The organism is Pseudomonas kribbensis, assembly GCF_003352185.1.
In the GTDB taxonomy this organism is placed as follows: Bacteria; Pseudomonadota; Gammaproteobacteria; order Pseudomonadales; family Pseudomonadaceae; genus Aquipseudomonas; species Aquipseudomonas kribbensis.
The window spans coordinates 167,088-184,869 of sequence record NZ_CP029608.1; the positions used below are offsets into that span (position 1 = coordinate 167,088).

The following is a 17,782-nucleotide window of genomic DNA, read 5'->3' on the forward strand; positions in this document are numbered from 1 at the left end:
TGGTCACTCACCATCCAGTCCATTCCGAAGCAATCGCCATATCGTTATTCGTTAACGGTATTTAAATTCAGCTTCTTATAGCTATAAAGTCAGCCTCCTGCGTACCTGCCGACCAATCGGCGCGCCGCACGACACGAACCCACACGCAATCCAGCGTGAGTTTCTGATCGACGCGCGCGCCCTTGAGCGCGCCGTGCGTGGGAGATTGATTGATGTCCGCAGCTACTGCTACCCCAAGCGCCGCGACTGCCGCGCCGCAAACCTTCGAAATCCGCCCGTTCAGCGGTGCCGTCGGTGCCGAAATCATCGGCCTCGACCTGACCCGTCCGGTCAACGACGAGGACTTCGCCCGCATTCACCGCGCGCACCTCGATCACCACGTCGTGGTGTTCCGCGACCAGCGCATCACCCCGCAACAGCAGATCGATTTCAGCCGCCGCTTCGGCGTGTTGCAGATCCATGTGCTCAAGCAGTTCCTGCTGGCCAATCATCCGGAAATCCTCATCGTTTCCAACATCGTCGAGAACGGCCAGAACATCGGCCTCGGTGATGCCGGCAAGTTCTGGCACTCGGACCTTTCCTATAAAGAACTGCCGAGCCTCGGCTCGATGCTGCACGCCCAGGAGCTGCCGTCCGAAGGCGGCGACACCCTGTTCGCCGACATGCACAAAGCCTGGGACAGCCTGCCCGACGCCCTGCGCAAAGCCGTCGAAGGCCGCTCGGCTGCGCATTCCTACACCGCGCGTTACAGCGAAACCAAATTCGAAGGCAACTGGCGCCCGACCCTGACCCCGGAGCAATTGGCTCAGGTCGCCGAGGTCGTGCACCCGGTGGTTCGTACCCACCCGGAAAACGGCCGCAAGGCGTTGTTCGTTAGCGAAGGCTTCACCACCCGCATCGTCGGTCTGCCGGAAGACGAGAGCAAACAACTGCTCGATGAGCTCTACGCCCACAGCGTGCTGCCGCAGAACATCTATCGCCATCAATGGCAGCCCCACGACCTGGTGTTCTGGGACAACCGCTCGCTGATCCATCTTGCCGCCGGCTGCCCTGCGCACCTGCGCCGCAAGTTGTATCGCACCACCATCCAGGGCGACGCGCCTTTCTGATTTGCCGGAGATCCGATCATGTCCAAACGTCTTCCATTCGCGCCGCTGGCGGCGGCCATCGGCCTCGGTTTCAGCCTGATCGCCGGCAGCCTGGTGGCGCCGACCGTGGCCCACGCCGAAGGTGAAATCCGCATCGCCGAACAGTTCGGCATTGTCTATTTATTGCTCAATGTGGTGCGCGATCAGGGATTGATCGAGAAGTACGGCAAGCAGGAAGGCCTCGACATCAAGGTCGACTGGACCCAGTTGTCCGGCGGCGCTGCAGTCAACGATGCGCTGCTCTCCGGCTCGATCGACATTGCCGGCGCCGGCGTCGGCCCATTGTTGACGATCTGGGACCGCACCCACGGCAAGCAGAACGTCAAAGCCGTGGCCTCGCTGGGCAACTTCCCTTACTACCTCGTCAGCAACAATCCCAAGGTCAAAACCATCGCCGACTTCACCGAGAAGGACCGCATCGCGGTGCCGGCGGTTGGTGTTTCCGTGCAGTCGCGCTTCCTGCAATACGCGGCGGCCAAGCAGTGGGGCGACAAGGAATTCAATCGCCTCGACAAGTACACCATCGCCGTTCCGCACCCGGACGCCACCGCCGCGTTGATTGCCGGCGGCACCGAACTGACCGGGCATTTCTCCAATCCGCCGTTCCAGGATCAGGCGCTGGAAAATCCGAACGTGCACGTCGTACTCAATTCCTATGACGTGCTCGGCCCGAACTCGCCGACCGTGTTGTTCGCCACCGAGAAATTCCGCAACGAGAACCCGAAAACCTACAAGGCATTTGTCGATGCCCTGACCGAAGCCGCGCAGTTTGCACAGAACGATAAAGGCGCAGCGGCGGACACCTATATCCGCGTGACCAAAGCCAAGATCGACCGCGCCGAGCTGCTGAAAATCATCGACAACCCGCAGTTCGAATTCAGCGTCACGCCGAAAAACACCTACCCGCTCGCCGAGTTCCTCTACCGCGTCGGCGCGATCAAGAACAAACCCGAATCGTGGAAGGACTACTTCTTCCAGGACGCCAAACCGCTGCAAGGGAGCTGATCGAGATGAACGCCCCTTTGCAAGGCCACGCGGCCAGCAACCCGATCGCCACGGCGCAGGCGCTGCTGGCGGTCGACCACGTCAGCCTCGAATACCGCACGCCGCAACGTGTCGTGCGCGCCACCCATCAGGTCAGTTTCGAAGTCGATCAACAGGATCGTTTCGTGCTGCTCGGGCCGTCCGGCTGCGGCAAGTCGACCTTGCTCAAAGCCGTCGCCGGGTTCATTGCGCCGTGCGAGGGCGAGATCCGTCTGCAAGGCCAGCGCGTCGACGCGCCGGGGCCGGACCGGATTGTGGTGTTTCAGGAATTCGATCAACTGCCACCGTGGAAAACCGTCAAACAGAACGTGATGTTTCCGCTGCTGGCTTCGCGCACCTTGAAGAAAAAGGAAGCCGAGGAGCGTGCGCTGCACTATCTGGAAAAGGTCGGTCTGACGGCGTTCGCCGATGCCTATCCGCACACCTTGTCCGGCGGCATGAAGGCGCGGGTGGCGATCGCCCGGGCGCTGGCGATGCAGCCGAAAATCCTGCTGATGGACGAGCCGTTCGCCGCACTGGACGCCCTGACCCGGCGCAAGATGCAGGAAGAATTGCTGCTGCTCTGGGAGGAGGTGCGTTTCACCCTGCTGTTCGTCACCCACTCGATTGAAGAAGCGCTGGTGGTGGGCAATCGCATCCTGTTGCTGTCGCCGCATCCGGGGCGGGTGAGGGCGGAAGTGCACAGTCATCAATACGATCTGCAAAGCCTCGGTGGCGTGGCGTTTCAGGAGTCGGCGCGACGCATTCACCGCTTGCTGTTCGATGAAGGGCAGTCGCCGGAAACCGAGCGCGAGCACGATTTCAACGACATTCGCATCGCTTATTGAGCCACCCGGAGGATCGCCCGATGAGCCATTCATCATCCGTACGTCAAGAATTCGAAAACAATCTGCAACCACTGACCAGCGTGCCGGTGGAGCGCGAGCTGCCGCTCGGCCAGCGCCTATGGCAACAGGGCTGGCTGCGTAAAAGCGTGATCCTGATTTTGCTCGCCGTGCTCTGGGAAGTGGTCGCCCGGGTGCAGAACAACGACCTGCTGCTGCCGAGCTTTTTGCAGACCAGTCATGCGCTGTACGACGGCCTGCTCAGCGGCGAACTGCTGGGCAAGGTGTGGATTTCGCTGGTGGTGCTGCTCAAGGGTTACCTGATCGGCATCGTCCTGGCCTTCGCCCTGACCACGCTGGCGGTCTCGACCCAATTCGGCCGGGACTTGCTGAGTACCCTGACCTCGATGTTCAACCCGCTGCCGGCGATTGCGCTGCTGCCGCTGGCCTTGCTGTGGTTCGGCCTGGGCCAGAACAGCCTGATTTTCGTGCTGGTGCATTCGGTGCTCTGGGCGCTGGCGCTGAACACTTACGCCGGATTTCTCGGCGTCTCGGAAACCCTGCGCATGGCCGGGCGTAACTACGGTCTGAAGGGCATGCGCTTCGTGTTGTTCATCCTGATTCCGGCGGCGCTGCCGTCGATCCTCGCCGGGCTGAAAATCGGCTGGGCCTTCGCCTGGCGCACCCTGATCGCCGCCGAACTGGTGTTCGGCGCCACCAGCGGCAAGGGTGGATTGGGTTGGTATATCTTCCAGAACCGCAACGAGCTGTACACCGACAAGGTGTTTGCCGGTCTGGCCGTGGTGATTCTCATTGGTCTACTGGTGGAAAACCTGGTGTTCGACACGCTGGAGCGGGTGACGGTGAAACGCTGGGGCATGCAGCGCTGATTATTTGATCTGCTAGCATTGCGTGCGAATCAATCCTGATCAGTCACGAGTGCTCAACATGCAACTCCCGGACATGAACCTCTTGGTCGCCCTCGACGCCTTGCTCGACGAGGGCAGCGTGGTCGGCGCCGCGCGGCGGATGAACCTCAGCCCGGCGGCCATGAGCCGCACGCTGACACGGATCCGCGAAGCCATCGGCGATCCGATTCTGGTGCGTGCCGGCCGGGGACTGGTGCCGACGCCCAAGGCGCTGGAACTGCGCGAGCAGGTGCGCGATGTGGTCGAGCAGGCGGCGTTGCTGTTTCGCTCGGCGGACGCCGTGGAGCTGGGCACTCTGCGCCGGCGCTTCAGCATTCGCGCCAACGACTTTTTCGTCGGCGTGTACGGCGGCAAGCTGTTCGACACCCTCGATCAACTGGCGCCGCACTGTGAGTTGCGCTTCGTCCCCGAGGGCGACGGCGACGATGAAGCCTTGCGCGAAGGGCGCATCGACCTGAGTGTCAGCAACACCCGCCCGGTGACGCCGGAAGTCAAAGTGCAGAACCTGTTTTCCACCCACTTCGTCGGTCTGGTGCGCGAGGACCATCCGCTGCTGGATGGTGAAATTACCGCTGAACGTTACGCCGGGTTTTCCCACATCAGCATGTCCCGCCGGGGCATCGCCCGTGGGCCTATCGACACCGCGCTGAATGCACTGGGCCTGGAGCGGCGGGTGGCCGTAATCGCGCCAAGTTTCCACGCGGCAATGTTCGCCCTGCCGGACTCCGACCTGATCCTGCCGGTGCCCAAGGAAGCGCTGCTCAGTGTGCGACGGCTGGGTTTGAAACTGCGCTCGTTCGATCTGCCGATCCCGCTGCCGACGCTGATGCTGACCCAGGCCTGGCACCCGCGTTTCGACAAGGATCCGGCCCACCGCTGGCTGCGGGAAACCCTGAAGACTTGCTGCGACGAAACCTGGCTGGCGGCGCAGCCCTGACGATTGCGTCTGATGCACTTATAAACTGCCAAGAAGTCAATTTTCGTCAGCACTAAGCCCTACTACCATGCTCCGGTATTTTTCCCTCCGGAGTTTGCCTGCATGACATCCCTGACGGTCACGGCGCCGATGGCCGCTGCCGCTCCGATGGCCGCCGCGCCACCGGTGTTCGGGGCGCGGATCATCATCGGTCTGGTCGGCGTGCTGCTGGCGGTGCTGGTATCGGGCCTCAACGAGATGGTGACCAAGGTTGCCCTGGCCGACATTCGCGGCGCCTTGAGCATCGGCTACGACGAAGGCACCTGGCTGGTCGCCAGCTACACCGCGACCTCGGTGGCGGCCATGGCGTTCGCGCCGTGGTGCTCGGTGACGTTCTCCCTGCGCCGCTTCACCCTGTGCGCCATCGGTCTGTTCACCTTGCTCGGGGTGCTCTGTCCGTTCGCCCCGAACTACGAAAGCCTGCTGCTGATGCGCATCCTGCAAGGCCTGGCCGGCGGTGCGCTGCCGCCGATGCTGATGACCGTTGCGCTGCGGTTTTTGCCGGCCAATTTCAAACTGTACGGCCTCGCCGGTTACGCCCTGACCGCCACGTTCGGCCCTGGCCTCGGTACACCGCTGGCCGGGTTGTGGACCGAATACGTCGGCTGGCAATGGACGTTCTGGCAAATCATCGTGCCGTGCCTGATCGCCATGGCAATGGTGGCGTACGGCATCCCTCAGGACCCGCTGCGGCTGGAGCGTCTCAAGACCTTCAACTGGAAAGGCCTGCTGCTGGGCTTTCCGGCGATCTGCATGCTGGTGATCGGTCTGTTACAGGGCAATCGTCTGGACTGGTTCGAGTCGAATCTGATCTGCGCACTGCTGGGGGCCGGCTCGCTGTTACTGGTGGCTTTCCTGATCCATGAGTGGTCGCAGCCCATTCCGTTTTTCAAATTGCAGATGCTCGGCATTCGCAACCTGTCGTTCGCCCTGATGACCCTGGCCGGGGTGCTGGTGGTGTTGCTGGCGGTGGTGCTGATTCCATCGAGTTATCTGGCTCAGGTGCAGGGTTACCGGCCGGTGCAGACTGCGCCGATCATGCTGCTGGCGGCGTTGCCGCAATTGATCGCGCTGCCGCTGGTGGCGGCGCTGTGCAATCTGCGTTGGGTCGATTGCCGCTGGGTGCTCGGGATCGGGTTGAGCATGCTGGTGCTGTCCTGCCTGGGCGGATCGCAGCTGACTTCGGTGTGGATTCGCGACAATTTCTATGTCCTGCAATGGCTGCAGATTTTCGGTCAACCGATGGCGGTGCTGCCGTTGCTGATGCTCTCGACCGGCAGCATCCAGCCCCAGGACGGGCCGTTCGCTTCGGCCTGGTTCAACACCGTGAAAGGCCTGGCGGCCGTGGTCGCCACCGGGGTGATCGAGGCGTTGACCACCGCGCGCCTGCATTTTCACTCGACGATGCTGGTCGACCGCCTCGGCAACTCACCGCTGGCCGCAAGCAACGACCCCGGCCTCGCCCATCGCCTGCATGAACAGGCCGTGGTGCTGACTTCTTCGGATCTTTACCTGTGCATGGCTGGCGTCGCGGTGGCGCTGATCCTGCTGATTTTCTGGCTGCCGACGCGGATCTATCCGCCTCGCGCGCCGACCTGACTGGAACAGAAGGTTTTTTATGACGACTCAAGCAAAGCAAAAACTCGCAGTGGCCGTGGCGGCCGCGCTGGCGGTCGGCGTGCTGGTGTATCTGGCGATGCCCGGCCTGTTCGGCAAGCGCACCCAGCAGAACACCAACGACGCGTTCGTCTCTGCCGACTTCACCCTGGTGGTGCCGCGTGTGGCGGGGTTCATCAAGGAAGTGCTGGTGGAAGATAACCAGCAGGTCAAGGCCGGGCAATTGCTGGCGCTGATCGATGATCGCGACCTGCGCGCCGCCGCTGAAGCCGCCGATGCTCACACCGTGGTCGCCCGCGCCCAATTGCAAAACGCCAAGGCTACTCTGGAGCGGCAGACTTCGGTGATCGCTCAGGCGCAGGCGTCGGTGGTCTCGGCCAGGGCTGAAATGGCCTTCGCCCAACAGGAATTGAACCGCTACAACCACTTGGCCGGCGTCGGTGCCGGCACCGTGCAGAACGCGCAACAGGCACGCACCCGGATCGATCAGGCGACTGCGCGGCTGGACACCGCCACGGCAAAACTGGCTGCGGAGCGCAAGCAGGTCGAGATTCTGACGGCGCAGCGCGATGCCGCCGAAGGCAGCCTGAAACAGGCGCAGGCGGCACTGGAAATCGCCAGTTTCGAGCTGTCCTACACGCGCATCACTGCGCCCCAGGACGGCATGATCGGCGAGCGTGCCGTGCGGGTCGGCGCCTACGTAACGCCGGGCAGCAAACTGCTGGCGGTAGTGCCGTTGAAGCAGGCTTATGTGGTGGCCAACTTCCAGGAAACTCAACTCACCGACGTGCAGCCCGGACAGGATGTTGTCGTGCGGGTCGACAGTCTCGGCGGCGAAGCCCTGAGCGGTCGCGTCGAAAGCATCGCCCCGGCCACCGGCGTGACGTTTGCCGCCGTCAAACCGGACAACGCCACCGGCAACTTCACCAAGGTCGTGCAGCGGATTCCGGTGAAAATCCTGCTGGAGCCGGGCCAGCCTTTGGCCGAGCGCCTGCGGGTAGGCATGTCGGTGGAGGCGAGCATTGATACCAAAAGCTCCGCGACATCGGTGCGTGAGGTGACGCAGCGATGAAGCGCATTCAATCTCTGACGGTTGTCCTCAGTCTGTCAGCGTTGGCGGCCTGCACCGTCGGCCCGGACTTTCAGAAGCCCGAAGCCACGCAGATTGCCGAGTGGGCCAAACCCGGCAAATCCGCCCCCAGCCAGGCTGTCAGCGAACCCCTGAACGAACGCTGGTGGGAAGTCTTCCACGACGCGCAGCTTTCAGCCCTGACCCAGCGCGCCGTGAGCAGCAACCTCGACCTGAAACTGGCCAGCAGTCGCCTGCAACAAAGTCGCGCCGCACGTCAGGTGATTACCGCTGATCGCTACCCGACAACCGCCGCCACCGGCAGCTATGCCCGCAAACGCAACAGCGGTGAAGGCTTGAGCGACCCGTCCGGGCACAACGGCGATTCTGCCTTCAACCTGTGGGATGCCGGTTTCTCCGCCTCCTGGGAGCTGGACTTCTGGGGCCGTGTGCGCCGGGAAACCGAAGCGGCCGATGCCAACCTCGAAGTGGCGGAAAACGACCGTCGCGGTGTCTTGCTGGCGGTACTCGCGGACACCGCGCAGAACTACATCCAGTTGCGCGGGGTGCAGAACACCCGCGCGGTCACCGAGCAGAACCTCGATGTCGCGCGGCACAGCCTGAAGCTCTCGCAACTGCGCCTCAACGACGGCGTGGCCACCGATCTCGACGTGGCCGAAGCGGCCGCGCAAGTGGCGGCCATCGAATCGCGACTGCCGGCGCTGGAGCAACGTCAGGCGCAACTGATCAACGCCATCAGCCTGTTGATGGGCGAACCGCCTCAGGCGTTGGCCAAAGAATTATCCACAGACGCGCCAGTGCCACAGTCGCCACCGCAAGTCGCTATCGGTCTGCCGTCGCAACTGGCCGAGCGCCGCCCGGACATTCGCCAGGCCGAAGCCCGGCTGCATGCCGCCACCGCCAACATCGGCGTGGCCAAGGGCGATTTCTATCCGCGCATCACCCTGTCCGGCAACCTCGGCTCGCAAGCCATGCAGCTCAGTGATTTCGGTTCCTGGGGCTCACGGGCCTTCGGCATCGGCCCGCAATTCAGCCTGCCGCTGTTCGACGGCGGCCGCCTGCGCGGCGTGCTGCAACTGCGCGAAGCCAAGCAACAGGAAGCGGCAATCGGTTATCAACAGACCGTGCTACGCGCCTGGCACGAAATCGACGACCAGTTGACCGCCTACAACGCCAGCCAGCGCCGCCGCGACAGCCTCGCCGAAGCCGTGCGTCAGAACCAGATCGCCCTGCGCACCGCGCAACAGCAATACGTCGAAGGCGTGGTCGACTTCGTCAACGTCCTCACCGTGCAAAGCGCACTGCTCGCCACCCAGGAACAATGGGTGGAAAGCTCCACCGGCGTTTCGCTGGCGATGGTCGGGTTGTACCGGGCGTTGGGCGGGGGATGGGAGTCGGTGTATCCGGTGGGAGTTCTCGCTACCAGTAATCCGGTTTGATCGCTGGCTTCTTATGAGTGGGGACGCGGTTGGGAAATTGGTGCATCAATAACTCTTCAGCGGTGATGACACGTCGTATCCAATGCGAGTGATCCTTCATTGAGCCAGGAGAGGGGCGATTGAGCCCGGCTCTATGGGGAAGTACGACACCAACCACTATTCCGGGAAAATCTGAACGTATAGCTCGTAACGCGGGGGTCATGTCAGTGTCGCTGGATACCAGCACAATCTGATCAAGGCGTTCATCTGGGTCGAGCATCGACTGACGAGATGCTGTGCGATACATGCTGATCGCAATGTGGACATCAGTTTCCTTTTCTTCAAGCTTCCAGATGTCGACTTTGTCCTGGCGTGAAGCGCCAGTGTTTCTATCGATAAACCTGGGAGCCTTGGCTGGCTCAAGGTGATGGCGGCCAAAGTGCACTGAGACATTGGTTGATCTCAAGGCTCTGATGTAGGTGTCCTGGGCTTCCTTGGAAACGCGGCCGCGAGTTGCCAGTTCAGGTTTGATGGGGGAGGTGAAATAGTCGACCGAGATGACGGAGCTTTTTGGATTTTCTATGTGGGCCACATGAATCAACAAGCCTCTGAGATTGAGCCACTTGTAGGGTGTACCTGCCAGAAGCCCATAGAACATGTTGTAGCCATCTACAAAGAAAGCAGTTCGCACAAATCGATCCTCAGAAACGAAAAAACCGGCCTAAGCCGGTTTCTTCACCCCAACTGCCAGCGAACTGAATCGCTACGTACGGGGTTGAGTAAGGCAATCCTAGATTGAGTGCGTCATGCAGGTCAACCGTCGTTTTATCATTCCCTCACTCAGCTGTTTTATCTTCAGCGCCGGCTCACTGGATTTGTTGTCTAGTCTCGTCAGGGGTCAAGGTTTTCCAGAGCTTCTGTATGAGTAATTGTTGCTCGCTTGAGGGCAAAGCCTGTTGTTTGTCATGATTTTTCTTCTCGCGCAGAGGCTGTTTCCTAAGCCTTTGTAGGAAGAAACGATCGGCCTACGCTTCTGCAACAACTCAACCATAGAAAGAAGAAGTCAGCTCTTTTTGAAACATTACATTTCCAAGGTGTGATGGCCTTTCGCTTGACGCTAAACCCCGCTGTCGTAGACTCCGCTCATCCGTCAGGGAGTAACGGTTATGCGGCGTTTTCGTGGTTGGGTTGTCGGATTGACCTTTGTAACGTGTGCAGTTCAGGCGCAAACGCCTGTGCCAGACGATCCGCTGCAGGATAGCACTGGGGCCGCCAATGCCTCGGCCAGCAGCGAAGCACGGGGTGTGTTGCGGGCGCGGGATCAGGCGACGCTGGCCAGCGAGTTGTCCGGGCGGATCGTCGAGCTGCCGTTCAGCGAGGGCGAGTCGTTCAAGAAGGGCGATACCCTGGCGAAATTCGACTGTTCGGCCTATCAGGCCCAGTTGAACGCCGCGCAAGCCGCCAGCCGTGGCGCCGGCGAAGAGCTGGCGCACAACCGGCAACTGGCGGCGCTCAATTCCGTCGGGCGTTTCGAAGTGGCCCGGGCCGAGGCCAAGGTCAGCGAGACCCAGGCGCAATCCCAGGTTTATCAAGTCCAGGTCAAACGCTGCAGCGTGGTCGCGCCGTTCGACGGACAAGTGGTCGAGCGCAAGGTGCAACGCTACGAAAGCGTGTCGGCCGGGGCGCCGCTGCTCGATGTGGTCGACAACCGCACGCTGGAAATCCATTTGCTGGTGCCGTCGCGCTGGATGGCCAAGCTCAAGCCCGGCCAGACCTTTAGTTTCGTTCCCGATGAAACCGGCCAGCCCATCGACGCCACAGTCAAACGTCTTGGCGCGCGGATCGATGAGGGCAGCCAGACGCTGTTGCTGGTCGCCACACTCCCTGAAGCCAAAGGCCTGCTCGCCGGCATGAGCGGCACCGCGCGTTTTCCGGAGCTCAAGTGAACGCCCCGGTGAGCGGCGGCGCCGAGCAGGTGTTCGCGCGGTTTCTCGATCTCGAACGGCAGACCCGCGCCGCCCGCGATGCTTCGCAACTGGCCTACAGCCTGGTCAATGACGGGCAGCCGCTGTTCGGATATCGACATGCGGCGCTACTGATCGCCGGCAAGGTGCAGGCCGTGACCGGTGTCAGCGCGGTGGAGCCGAATGCGCCGTTCGTGGCGTTCGTCGAGCAGGCGGTGGCGCAGCTGTTCAAGCAGGATGTGCTGAAGGTGGCGCGGGTGATCTCGCCGGAGATGGTCAGCGAGTCGATCCAGAGCGACTGGCGCAGTCTGTCGGCGCTGCAGGTGTTCTGGCTGCCGCTGATCGACCGCGAGGGTCAGGTGTTCGGCGGCTTGTGGCTGGCCCGCGATGTACCGTGGAATCCTTCCGAACAGGTGCTGTTGTCGCAATTGGGCGACACCTACAGCCACGCCTGGCTGGCCCTGCAACCGCGCAAGCCGTGGCGGCTGCGCTGGACCCGCAAACGCCAGGTGGCGCTGGTCGCTGTGCTGCTGCTCGGTTTGTTGATTCCGGTGCGCCAGTCGGTGCTGGCCCCGGCGGAAGTGGTGCCCTTGGGTGGTCGCGTGGTGGCGGCGCCGCTGGACGGGGTGATCGCCGAGTTTCTGGTCAAACCCAATCAGAACGTGAAAACCGGCGATCTGCTGCTGCGTTTCGAAAGCACCACCCTCAAGGCCCAGGCCGATGTCGCCGAGCGTGCGCTCGGTGTGGCCGAAGCCGAACTCAAAGCCAATTCCCAACGTGCATTTGCCGACGCCGAATCCAGTTCACGGGTGGATCTGCTGGCCGCCCGGGTCGAGCAGAAACGCGCCGAGCGGGATTACGCCCGGGAACTGCTCAACCGCAGCGAAGTGCGCGCCGAGCGCGACGGCATTGCGGTGTTCGCCGACGCCGAGCGCTGGACCGGCAAACCGGTGCAGACCGGCGAACGGCTGATGGAAATCGCCGACCCGAACCAGGCTGAATTGCGCATCGAGCTGGCGGTGGGCGACGCGATTTCGCTGGAGCCGGGCGCCGACATTGCGTTGTTCCTCGACAGCGATCCCTTGCAACGCCACGTCGCCCGACTCGAGCGTTCGGCCTATGAAGCGCAACCCACCGCTGGCGGCCAACTGGCCTATCGGCTGGATGCGAATTTCACCGACGCACCGCCGCGTATCGGCCTGCGCGGCACGGCGAAGATCTTCGGCGACCGCGCGCCGCTGGCGCTGTATCTGCTGCGCCGCCCATTGGCCGGTTTGCGTCAGAGCGTGGGCCTGTAAATGAACCTGCCGAGCCTGCGTGCCGACCTGCAATTGTCACCGGCGGCGCCGGCGCTGGACGGCTCGCCGCGCTGGACCCTGGCCGACCCGGTGCGCGGGCGTTATTTCAAACTCGGCACGGCGGCGATGCGCCTGTTGCGCCACTGGTCGCTGGGCGACCCCGAGCAAGTGCTGCGCGCCGCCAACCGCGAACCGGGCTTGCCGCTCGATGGTGTGGAGCTGGAGCAACTGCTGACGTTCCTGCGCGGGCATGACCTGATCAGCGCCCTCGACGATCAGCAACGCGCCAGCTACCAGCTCAAGGCCCTCGCGCAACGCCAGAGCCTGTGGAAAATCCTGCTGCATCAATATCTGTTCTTTCGTATTCCATTGTGGCGCCCGGATGCTTTTCTCAATCGAGCGTGGCCGTGGCTGCAGCGCTTCGGACCAAGGATTTTGCGCTACGGTTTTCCGGCGACCCTGGGGCTCGGGGTGTTTCTGGTGTCGCGGGACTGGCAGCGCTTCGTCGGCACCTTCCCGCACCTGTTCAGCCTCGGCGGGGCGATTTCGTTCGGTGTGGCGCTGTTCTTCGCCAAGCTCTGCCACGAGTTCGGCCACGCGTTCATGGCCAAGCGCGCCGGGTGTCGGGTGCAGAGCATGGGCGTGGCGTTCATGGTCTTGTTGCCGATGTTCTACACCGATGTCAGCGATGCCTGGCGGGTCAACGACCGGCGTGCGCGGCTGCTGATCGGTGCCGGCGGGGTGCTGGCGGAATTGCTGCTGGCCTGCATCGCGTTGCTGGTCTGGTCGTTGCTGCCCGACGGTCCGGCGCGCACGGCGGCGTTCATGCTTGCCAGTGCGACCTGGATCACCACGCTGGTGGTCAATCTCAACCCGTTCATGCGCTTCGATGGCTACTTTCTGCTCAGTGATTTGTGGGAGGTCGACAACCTTCAGGGTCGGGCCTTTGCCTTTTGTCGCTGGCGCCTGCGTGAATTCTTGTTCGGCTATGGCGCACCGGCGCCGGAGCCTTGGTCGCCGGCGATGCAGCGGCGTTTGCTGATCTGGGGGTATGGCTCGTGGTTATGGCGTGCGGCGTTGTTTTTCGGGATCGCGCTGGCGGTCTATCACCTGTTCTTCAAGGTGTTGGGGATCTTCCTGATGCTGGTGGAGCTGGTGTGGTTCATCTTTCTGCCGATCATGAGTGAGTGGCGCCAGTGGTGGAGCCGCCGCGAACAGGCTCACGGCCCGCGCGTGCTGCTCAGCAGCCTGGCGGTACTCGGCCTGTTGCTGGTGCTGATCGTGCCGTGGCGCAGCGCCGTCGAACTGCCGACGATGCTCGAGGGCGGTCGGGCCAGTGCGTTGCATGCGCCGGTGGCGGCGCGGGTCAAAACGGTGAAGGTTGCGGACGGTCAGAAGGTCGCTCAGGGCGACGTGCTGATCGAACTGGAGTCGCCGGACCTCGATTCGCGGCAGGCCATCGTCCGCCGGGAAATCCAGATTCAACAATTGCTGATGCGCCGTCAGGCCGGCCGCAGCGAAACCGCCGCCGACGCCGGCATCGTCGAACAACGCCTCGCCGAAGCCGTGGCGGAATACCGAGGCCTGTCCGCCCGCCGCGAACGCCTGCTGCTGCGGGCACCCCATGCCGGCACTGTGCGCGACCTGTTGCCGAACCTGACGCCGGGGCGCTGGCTATCGACCAAGGATGCGCTGACGCGGGTGGTCGAGGACGGCTCGCGCCTGCGTGGTTATGTGGCCGAGGCCGAACTGTGGCGGGTCGAACCGGGGGCCACCGGGCGGTTCATCGCCGATGACCCGATGCATCCGGCGATCACCGTGAAGCTCGATGAAATCGATACCAATGGCGTGGCCTATGTCGATCAGGAAGCCCTGACATCCGACCATCACGGGCCGATTGCCGTGCGCCGCGATCAACAGCAACGGGCGGAACCGGTGCAGGCGCAATACGGCGCGCGATTGACTACGCTGGATCAGCCACCGACGCCGGTACAACCGTTGCGCGGCGTGGTGGTGTTGCAGGGCAGCGGCGAATCGGTGCTCGGCGTGGCCTGGCGTCGGCTGGCGGCGCTGGGGGTCAGGGAAAGCGGTTTCTAGGGAGCATGAAGATGACGGAAAACCTGGCAGCGGACGGATTGGTGGTGCGGCCTTCGCGGGCGACTGACGGCCCTTTTCTGCAAAGCCTGTATCAATCGGCGCGGCCGGATCTGCAATGGGTCGACGGCGAGCAGGAACAGGTGCAGCAAATCGTTGCCCAGCAGTTTCAGGTGCAGGAGCAGGGCATGGGTGAAAACCATCCCAATGCCATGCACTACGTCGTGGAGAAACTCGGCACGGCCATCGGGGCTTTGAGCACCGATTTCGGCCCCAACGAAATCCGCGTGTTGTACATCGCCTTCATCCCTCAGGCCCGGGGCAAGGGCTACGGACGAACCGTGCTGCAAGGCGTACAAAAAGCCGCGCAACAAGTGCGCTGCCCGGTGGCGACGGTGGTCTGGGCCAACAACCCCCATGCGCGCCAGCATTATCTGGCGCTGGGGTTTGCGGTGGAAGAGCGCAATCCGGCGGCGGAGCGGTTGGTCTGGTATCCGCAGTAGTCCGGTGTTTCAGTTGAAGGAAATGCAGAAATAGCCCAACTGCGGATCCCGCCCCATTGCCGGCACCCGTGACACGAAAATATCCTCCACCCGGCCGAACACCGGCAGCTCCAGCGCGCACAGGCCGTCGACAAACTCGGTCGGCTCCAGGCTATTGAATTCGAGGCAGAAGGGCATGCGTTCGCTGTGGCGCATTTTCGCCGACGGGACTTCTTCAAGGTGAGCGAGTTGAATCGGCAGCGCCGTGCCATCCGGCAGGTGCAGCGTGCGTTGTTGCCCCAGCAATGGCTGGAGGTGTTCGATCTGAACCGATTGCAGCATGGTCTGACTCCAGAGAAAAAACGAAACGTCCGGGGGCTCGGGGCCCCCGGACGATTGCTCAGTTGCGCGACGGAAAGAGACCGTTCAGGGCAACGCTGAAGTTGAGGACCAGGAAGGGGTTCATGATGCCCAGCGGCTGGCTGCCGCCGGTGGAGGAAATGTCGCCGGTGACGGTGGTGGTCACCCCTTTGAGTGGCACCGGCGTGGCGCCCTGGGCGTCGGAATAGATGTTCGCCGAGCCGGGGCCGCCGCCGGAAGCACCGATGTAGGAATTGGTGGCAGTCGGTACGGTCGCCGGATTGCTGGCGGGTACCGCCAGCGACAAGGCCGTATTGGCGGTAAGACCGGTCATTGCGTGGGTGTGGTTGGGCATGTTGGCAATGGTGGCGGTGACGCTTTCCGTGCCGGCCACCTGACCGATGACGCGCGGCGTCAGGCCCAGACCGTTGCCCTGGGCCATTGGCACGCGGCCCTGCAGGTTGGGCAACTGAAAGTTGGTCGTGCCGTTGCCGCCGTAGTAAGTGCCCAGCAACGCGAACAGCGCGTTGTATTGCGCAATGGAAAGGATCTGTCCATTACACAGGGCCCAGCCACTGGGAGCGAAGTTGAAGGCGAACGGTTGAATCGTACCCATAAAGACTTCCATGGTTCCTCATCCTTCTGTTATGTGGTTGGCGCGCCGCGCGTTAGCCTGTGTTGCCGGGCAGGTCGAAACGTTTTACTGACGCCTTCCATTTGCGCGGGCAGGTCACGCCAAGCCGTAGCGTAGACCCGGATCGGCGGACTTGCCGGGCGTCGTCGCGGCCGAGCGTCGGCTTCGGCTCTGGCCTACAGTGTGCGCAATGAATGGCGCTGTTTTTTACTCGGAATACCGTAAGGGAAGGTTGATGGAAGCGCGTCGAGAGACTCCGCTGGGGGATACCCAGGACCCGTTTGCCGCACCGAATGCCGGTGTCCGGCGTCTGCTGCGCTGGGTTCGCCAGCAGTGGCTGATACCGATTTTGCTGTTGGCGACCGTCGTGCGGTTTTATGACCTGACCGCCGCCGCGATCTGGGGTGACGAAGGCTCCAGCCTGCTGCTGGCGCGCTATACGCTGGGCGGTATCTGGGAGCACGCCGCGTTCGATGTGCATCCGCCGTTGTATTTCATGCTGCTGCACGGCTGGATCGGACTGTTTGGCGAAGGGATTCTGTCGATCCGCAGCCTCAGTGCCCTGGCCGGCATCGCCACGGTCGGCCTGGGCATGTGCCTGGTCGATCGCCTGGCGACCCGCCGTGCCGCGATCATCGCCGGGGTGCTGCTGGCGCTGTTGCCGACGGCGGTGCGCTACAGCCAGGAAGTGCGCATGTACTCGCTGCTCGGCCTGCTGCTGGTCGGCACCACCCTGGCGTTGATCTGCTGGGTCAGACGCCCGCAGCGCCGACGGTATCTGGTGATCTATGCGCTGCTGATGAGCGCCGCGTTGTACACCCACTACTTCGCGGTGCTGGCGGCGCTGAGCCACTGGCTGTATCTGGGGCTGATCCGCCTGTTGCCGGGCTATCGCCTGCGGCATATCCAGCGCAAGGACTGGTGGCTGGCCAATCTGGCCATTGTCGCGCTCTACCTGCCGTGGCTGCCGAACCTGCTCGATCTGACGCAGCACATGGAAGAGCTCAAGGTCGGTGGCGATGTGGGTTGGGAAGATCCGGTGACCCTGTCCTCGCTGCCGTCGATGATCTGGCTGTGGCTGATCCAGAACGAGGGCGATCATCTTCCGCTATTGCTGTTCTGCGGCATGCCGCTGGCCATGCTGGCTCTGGCGGGCGTGGCCGTCGCCCGTGACCGCAGCGTGAACCACGGCAGCGTGTTGCTGGCGCTCTATACCGGTGTGCCGTTGTTTCTGGTGTTCGCGGTGTCGTTCATCAGCCCGGTGTTCATCGAGCGCTATCTGACGGCTTATGCGTTGGGTTTGCCGATGCTGGCGGCGCTGGCCATCGACCGCCTGTACAGCCGCGTTCGCGTATTGGCGCTGGCGGTGCTGGTGGCGTTTGTCGGAATCGAGATGGTCGGGGTGAACACCAACGCCACGGTCGATCCGAATGACCAGTTCAACGTGATGGTCGATCACATCAACCACCACTTCGTCAGCGGCGACCGGATCGTCACCAGCGACATGCTCTGGTACCTGAGCTACGTCTACTACAACCGCACGGATGCGCAAATCCGCTTGTATACGCCGCCTGCCGCCGACGGGCGCTCGACGCGTCCGAACCACTACGGTTTCGGCACACTGGTGTCCGATGAGGTTTATCTGGATCGTCTCGCCGATCTGCCGAAGGACAGTTCCCGGGTCTGGCTGATCGGTGACCTGGACCCGGAAGTCGCGGACCCGTTCCTGCCCCTGCCCAAGACCTGGCAGCTGCGTGATCAGTCCAATGCTGGCGGGGCGAAAGCGCGACTTTTCGTTGTGGAAAAGGACGATCGTACCAACGGGGGATGACTTAAACGCTTCACCTTACTGTTCGCGATAAGAAATGGCCTAACAAGTCCGTTTTGCTCTATGTTGATATCAA

16 protein-coding genes are annotated in these 17,782 nt (G+C 62.7%); 13 read left to right on the plus strand and 3 right to left on the minus strand.

Translation table 11 applies throughout. The annotated features are described in order from the left end of the window. Positions 1-212 precede the first annotated feature (212 nt). The 8 genes from DLD99_RS00735 (at position 213) to DLD99_RS00770 (ending at position 9,067) form a co-directional block, all read left to right on the plus strand. Positions 213-1,109, plus strand: coding sequence for a TauD/TfdA dioxygenase family protein (locus tag DLD99_RS00735; RefSeq protein ID WP_064382651.1), 897 nt, complete (start codon positions 213-215; stop codon positions 1,107-1,109). An 18-nt stretch (positions 1,110-1,127) separates the two neighbouring features. Next, on the plus strand, positions 1,128-2,153 hold the full coding sequence (locus DLD99_RS00740) for an ABC transporter substrate-binding protein (RefSeq protein WP_114880935.1): 1,026 nt from the start codon (positions 1,128-1,130) through the stop codon (positions 2,151-2,153). 5 nt (positions 2,154-2,158) lie between these two features. Beyond that, positions 2,159-3,019 (plus strand): ABC transporter ATP-binding protein, encoded by an 861-nt coding sequence (locus DLD99_RS00745; protein ID WP_114880936.1) that lies wholly within the window; start codon positions 2,159-2,161, stop codon positions 3,017-3,019. A 20-nt stretch (positions 3,020-3,039) separates the two neighbouring features. After that, positions 3,040-3,906, plus strand: coding sequence for an ABC transporter permease (locus tag DLD99_RS00750; protein ID WP_114880937.1), 867 nt, complete (start codon positions 3,040-3,042; stop codon positions 3,904-3,906). Positions 3,907-3,964: 58 nt separating this feature from the next. Further along, positions 3,965-4,882 (plus strand): LysR family transcriptional regulator, encoded by a 918-nt coding sequence (locus DLD99_RS00755; protein ID WP_011331856.1) that lies wholly within the window; start codon positions 3,965-3,967, stop codon positions 4,880-4,882. 102 nt (positions 4,883-4,984) lie between these two features. Next, positions 4,985-6,520 carry an MFS transporter gene (locus DLD99_RS00760; protein ID WP_114880938.1) on the plus strand — a complete coding sequence of 512 codons (1,536 nt, stop codon included), beginning with the start codon at positions 4,985-4,987 and terminating at the stop codon, positions 6,518-6,520. A 19-nt stretch (positions 6,521-6,539) separates the two neighbouring features. Beyond that, positions 6,540-7,610, plus strand: a complete 1,071-nt coding sequence (locus tag DLD99_RS00765; RefSeq protein WP_114880939.1) for an HlyD family secretion protein — start codon at positions 6,540-6,542, stop codon at positions 7,608-7,610. Then, positions 7,607-9,067 (plus strand): efflux transporter outer membrane subunit, encoded by a 1,461-nt coding sequence (locus DLD99_RS00770; RefSeq protein WP_114880940.1) that lies wholly within the window; start codon positions 7,607-7,609, stop codon positions 9,065-9,067. The genes DLD99_RS00765 and DLD99_RS00770 overlap by 4 nt, the downstream gene beginning before the upstream one ends. On the opposite strand, the gene DLD99_RS00775 is transcribed toward DLD99_RS00770, so the two are convergent. Further along, positions 9,048-9,737, minus strand: a complete 690-nt coding sequence (locus tag DLD99_RS00775) for an NYN domain-containing protein (RefSeq protein ID WP_114880941.1) — start codon at positions 9,735-9,737, stop codon at positions 9,048-9,050. The two genes, DLD99_RS00770 and DLD99_RS00775, sit on opposite strands and share 20 nt — an antisense overlap. Before the next feature lie 475 nt (positions 9,738-10,212). On the opposite strand from DLD99_RS00775, the gene DLD99_RS00780 reads away from it, so the two are divergent. The 4 genes from DLD99_RS00780 to DLD99_RS00795 are packed head-to-tail and all read left to right on the plus strand — an operon-like array spanning position 10,213 to position 14,905. After that, complete coding sequence (locus DLD99_RS00780; RefSeq protein ID WP_114880942.1) at positions 10,213-10,992, plus strand: efflux RND transporter periplasmic adaptor subunit; 780 nt, start codon at positions 10,213-10,215, stop codon at positions 10,990-10,992. After that, positions 10,989-12,308 (plus strand): efflux RND transporter periplasmic adaptor subunit, encoded by a 1,320-nt coding sequence (locus tag DLD99_RS00785; RefSeq protein WP_114880943.1) that lies wholly within the window; start codon positions 10,989-10,991, stop codon positions 12,306-12,308. The genes DLD99_RS00780 and DLD99_RS00785 overlap by 4 nt, the downstream gene beginning before the upstream one ends. Then, positions 12,309-14,405 (plus strand): site-2 protease family protein, encoded by a 2,097-nt coding sequence (locus DLD99_RS00790; protein ID WP_114880944.1) that lies wholly within the window; start codon positions 12,309-12,311, stop codon positions 14,403-14,405. It abuts the gene before it with no gap. Positions 14,406-14,416: 11 nt separating this feature from the next. Beyond that, positions 14,417-14,905, plus strand: a complete 489-nt coding sequence (locus tag DLD99_RS00795) for a GNAT family N-acetyltransferase (RefSeq protein ID WP_425273005.1) — start codon at positions 14,417-14,419, stop codon at positions 14,903-14,905. Positions 14,906-14,914: 9 nt separating this feature from the next. Here DLD99_RS00795 and DLD99_RS00800 read toward each other — a convergent pair whose 3' ends face one another. Together DLD99_RS00800 and DLD99_RS00805 are read right to left on the minus strand one after the other, a co-directional pair. Further along, positions 14,915-15,226 carry a DUF6916 family protein gene (locus tag DLD99_RS00800; protein ID WP_114880946.1) on the minus strand — a complete coding sequence of 104 codons (312 nt, stop codon included), beginning with the start codon at positions 15,224-15,226 and terminating at the stop codon, positions 14,915-14,917. Positions 15,227-15,284: 58 nt separating this feature from the next. Then, positions 15,285-15,872, minus strand: a complete 588-nt coding sequence (locus DLD99_RS00805; protein WP_085733413.1) for a phage tail protein — start codon at positions 15,870-15,872, stop codon at positions 15,285-15,287. 241 nt (positions 15,873-16,113) lie between these two features. Here DLD99_RS00805 and DLD99_RS00810 point away from each other — a divergent pair, with 241 nt between their 5' ends. Next, the gene (locus DLD99_RS00810; protein WP_114880947.1) at positions 16,114-17,709 is read left to right on the plus strand and encodes a glycosyltransferase family 39 protein; all 1,596 of its coding nucleotides are present in this window, start codon (positions 16,114-16,116) and stop codon (positions 17,707-17,709) included. The last annotated feature ends 73 nt before the right edge of the window (positions 17,710-17,782 follow it).